Source organism: Pseudacidovorax sp. DMC4, assembly GCF_056314265.1.
Map to the genome: position 1 here is coordinate 1 of NZ_JBQUYR010000033.1, position 4537 is coordinate 4537.

2 protein-coding genes are annotated in these 4537 nt (G+C 68.4%); both read right to left on the reverse strand.

The features are described 5' to 3' along the window. A partial coding sequence (locus ACT54X_RS28725) for a hypothetical protein (RefSeq protein ID WP_476350042.1) occupies positions 1-668 on the reverse strand: 668 nt, incomplete at its 3' end. Positions 669-972: 304 nt separating this feature from the next. Next, positions 973-4044, reverse strand: a complete 3072-nt coding sequence (locus ACT54X_RS28730; RefSeq protein ID WP_354319752.1) for a beta strand repeat-containing protein — start codon at positions 4042-4044, stop codon at positions 973-975. Positions 4045-4537: the final 493 nt, after the last annotated feature.

A 4537-nucleotide genomic window follows, 5' to 3' on the forward strand; every position in this document is an offset into this window, starting at 1 on the left:
AGCACCGCCACGTTGCCGATCTCGATCACGTCCCGGTTGCTCGCCGTGGCCGCCTGCACGCCCGAGGTGGCCGTGAGGGTGGCGCACACCGCGCCCGAGGCCGCCGTGGGCATGGTGCCCACGGCCAGCAGCGTGGCCGTCTCGCCCGGATCGAGCGTCAGGGCACCCGGCGTGTTCAGCTTCAGGGGCAGCTCGCCCGCGTCCGCCACGCCGTTGCTGTTGGCATCGCGCACCAGCTGCAGCGAGGCCAGGCTCAGGGCCGCGCTGCTCGGGCAGCCCGCCCCGCCATTGGCCCAGCCCAGCTTGTAGCCCGTGCGCACGTTGCCCGTGTTGGTCAGCAGGTGGCTCACGGCCACCGGCATGCCCGGCGGTCGCGTGAGCGTCTGGTCCTGCGTGAGCGTGAGCGACTCCACCGACTGCACCGTGAGCGCAACACCATTGGAGGAGACGGTCTCGGTCTGCGTGTAGCCCGCCGGCGTGTAGGTGGCCGTGGCCACCACCCGGATCACGGTGCCGCCCGGCGCGGGCCTGGCCCCGGCCGCGCCGCACAGGCCCAGCAGCAGCAGTACAAGCATCGCCGGCAGCAGCAGCATCGGCAGCCAGGCGCCGAGCCGCCGGCTAGGGCGTCGCAGCAGGATCGGGATCGGGTGCAGTTGGATGGCGGTCACGGCTGGGCTGGCTTGTGCGTTGTTGTGGGCTGGATCGGCAGCGGGGCGGCAGGCTCCTTGTTTGGGCGCCCGCCCACTCCTTCGTCGCTGTCGCTCGTCTTCTCTCTCGGTGATCTCTCTCTCGGGTCTTTTCTGCGCGCTCTGGCACCCGCGCACCAAAGCGCGCAGAAAAGGGCAAAGCCGTGCCCACAGCAGGGCAGGCAGGCTTTGCCTTCGGGGGTGCGAGCACCGCCTTGGCTCCCCACCCCCGCAGCGGGGGGGGCAGGACGCTCACGGCACTCGCAGCCTCAGCGCCTCGGAAGGCTTACTGGTCCAGCTGGACCTGGAAGGTCAGCGTGGCCGTGGCCGTGGGCGAGACCGTGTTGCTGTTCGCGCCGCTGTCGCAGCTGACCTTCTTGCTGGCCGAGTCGTAGGTCGCAGCACCGCTGTTGCCCAGCGTCGGCACGATGTTGGTGGACGTGCACCCCGTCGCCGGCTGCACCGAGGCCGTCCACGTCGTGTAGGTCGGCACCGTGTCGCTCACCGACAGGTTGGTCACCGTGGACGTGCTGTTGTTGCTCGCCGTCACCTGGTACACCACGCATTGACCCGGCTTGGCCGTGATCGAGCCGGCGGTCAGATTTGCCAACGCCGTGGTCAGACCGGTGGCATCGCACGTGGCGTTCAGCGCCTGAAGCTTGCTCACGACGATCTGCGAGAGCACCACCGTGGAGCGGGCCGTGCCCACCACCGTGCCGCAGCTGTCGCCCGCACCGGCCGTGCTTTCGGGGAAGGTCACCGTCACCGTGGCGTCGTCATAGGTGTTGACCGCCGCGTTGCCCGGTGCGAACACCTTCAGCCACACGTACACCGGCTGGCCCGGCTTGGGACCGGGAACCGTGGCCGCGGTCACCAGATCCGTGGCAGGGTTGAGCGTGCCGGTGGTGTTGGCGTACATCGCATACGACCAGCCCGCCGCCGCATCGGCGTTGCCCGTGCCCAGCTCGACCGTGACCTGGCCCGCCTGGCAGATGCCCGTGCCGCCGGCCGAGATGGTCTTGGCATAGGTCACCGAGCCGGCCGGAACCACCTGGCTGCCGCCGCCCGCCGGATCGATGGTGGCCGAGTACGTCAGCGCCGCAGCGATCACGTTGATCTGGTCATACAGCGTGTCCACCGGCACGGTGCCGTCCGAGCCCGGGCCCGTCGCACGCACCCGGAAGTACACCGCCTGGTTCGTCAGCGCCTGCGTGGCAGGAATCGAGATACAGGCCGTCAGCTCTTGCTGCTGGCCAGCGTTGACCGAGATCGCGCTGGGGTCGATGCCGCTCGCCGCCGCGCACGCGGTCTTGGCGACCGCACCCGTGACGTACTTCACCGTCCAGCCCACTGGCAGGCTGCCCGAGAGGCTGGAGTTGCCGCTGGACACCAGGGTGTAGGTGTTGTTCTGGGTGTCGTTGTTGGTGATCCACAGGTCCAGAGTGGTCCACGAACCCGCCGGCACGCTGGCATTGATCAACGTCGGCTGCGCACTCGGGCCCTGGCCCACGTCCGCATTGGCGCCGCTGTTGCTCACGCCCGTCTTGCTGTTGGTCAGGTCCACCGCCGCACCCACCACGGCCACCAGGGTGTCCTTGGCCGCGTCCTTCTTGGTGGCGTCGGTCACCGACGTGCCCAGCAGCGTCAACGTGTAGTTGGCCGCCGCATTGGGCGCCGTCGTGGCAGGAATGAACGCCTTCACCACGATCGTGGCAACGTCGCCGCCCTTGATCGTGTCGGTATCCGGGATGCCGTCGTTGTTGTGGTCCGACAGCTCCGTCGTGCCGTCCGCCTTGTAGAAGCGGAACGTCGTGCCCGTGGGGAAGGTGCTGGAGGCCACCGTCACGTTCACGATGTCGTCATCACCCAGGTTGTAGACCTTGTGCGTGAAGCTCGTGGACGAACCCGCCGTCGCCTTGGCATTGGACTGCGAGTCCGTGCTCGTGGCATTGGGCGTGCCCGCCGTCGCGTCCTTCGCGTCGCTGGAGGTCGCCGAGGAGGCCGCACCCACCGCAACACCATAGGAGCCCGCCACCAGGAAGACCGACTTGTTCGACGTCGAGGGGCTGCTGCCCAACACCGGAGAAGCCGCATTGGCGCCCGTGGCATCCAACGGATTGAACTTCACCGCGTTGCTGGTGGTGTCGCCGCCCTTGGTCGCGCTGCTGTTGACCAGCACCACGAAGCTCAGGCTGCCGCTGCCGCCCGCAGCCACCGCGCCGTCCACGAAGGTCAGCGTGCTGACGCTGCCGGTGGTGGCAACGTTGAAGTCCGCACCCGTGAACCCGGAGTTGCTGCTCTCGCTCAGCGCCGCAGAGGTGTTTGCATTGCCGCTCCACTTGGCCGAACCCGTCACGTACGTCAAGCCCGCCGTTTCGCCGGTGCCGATCACGTCCTGCAGGTTGAACCGGCCACTGGCCGCACCGTTGTTCGTGTACGAGATGGTGTACGTGATGTACGTGCACGAGGCCGTAGAGGCCAGGCCCGTCGACCACGTGGTCGCGCAGCTCGCGCCCGCCACGCTCTTGCTGCCCGAGCTCGGGTTGTTGCCGATCGCACTCGGCCATGTCCCCGTCAGCGCCCCGGGCGGGTAGATGCCCGCATTCGGCGCGCCGATGCTCTTGCTGACCGAGAAGGCCGCCGAGGTGGTCAGGTTCACGCTGTCCTGCACCTGCACGCTCTGGTTGGTCGCCGCATAGCCATAGGCCGTCACGCTCGAGGCCACCGGCGCCACCGTCACCTTGCCGATGTCGTACGCACCCGTGCCCGTGGCCGTCGCCGGCAGCGTGTAGGCCACCACGAAGTTGTACTTGTTGTTCGCACCGCTGACGTTGCCCGCCACCGACGTAGGCGTGGACACGGCGCATCCGATCGAGCCCGAACTGGTGCTGTCCGTACACAGCGGGTCCCCATCGGGCAGACCATCGCCGTTGGTGTCCGCATAGACCGCGATGGTCTTGAACTTCGGCGTGCCCGACGCATCCACCTTGATCGTGAACGCGTCCTGCCCGTTGCCCGTGTTGGTCAGCACGTGCGACGCATAGATCGTGGCACCGGCCGAGCCCGCCTTGGTGTTGATCACGTCCAGCGGCGTGGCTGTGGTGATCTTGCTGTCCAGCGAGAACGAGCCCACCTGCAGCACCGTGGTCTCCACCGAGTTGGAGCTGGAGCTTTGCTGCTTGTTGTCCGTGTCGTAGTAGCTCGCCGAAGCGACGTTGCCTATCTTGGATCCCGCGGCAGGCGCCGCCGCCATGGCCAACGGACTTCCACCCAGGAAGACCGCCGCCACGGCTGCTGTGCCCGCCCACGTCGCGAGCAGCGCGCCGCCGCCTCGCGTATGGGGGTAATGGTTTTTCACGTGTTTTCTCCTCTCTAAGGAATGCCGACGTTCACAAAAGGACTTCACTAAAAATCTGCCTTGCGACACGGCTTCATGCGCCGCCTCCCGCACAGCAGGGCAGTGCGGCCGCCGCGCCTCCCCCCCGCCTCTCGGCTCAGGAACTCGCTGCAACCCACACTCGGTCTGAGAAACAGGCACACGCCACACGCCACACGCCACGCCGCGCCTGCACATGCGCACGCCCCACGGCACCGCATGCCCACACGCGCCAGCGCGCGCACTCCCGTTCTCAAGGTTTCAAGCGCTCGTCTCTCGAGCGCTGCTCAAGCGGCCCGCTCCAGCGGCCGCGCTCCGCTCTACGGCTTGGCCGCCGCCGGGGCCGCCGCTGCCGCCGTGCTGGTGCCACTGCGCGCCGCCGCAGCGCTCGGCGCGGGGGCCATCTCCACCTTCGCGCGCGCACTCACCACGGCCTCGGCCCCCGGCGCGAGCTCGTCCAGGCGCCAGCGGATCT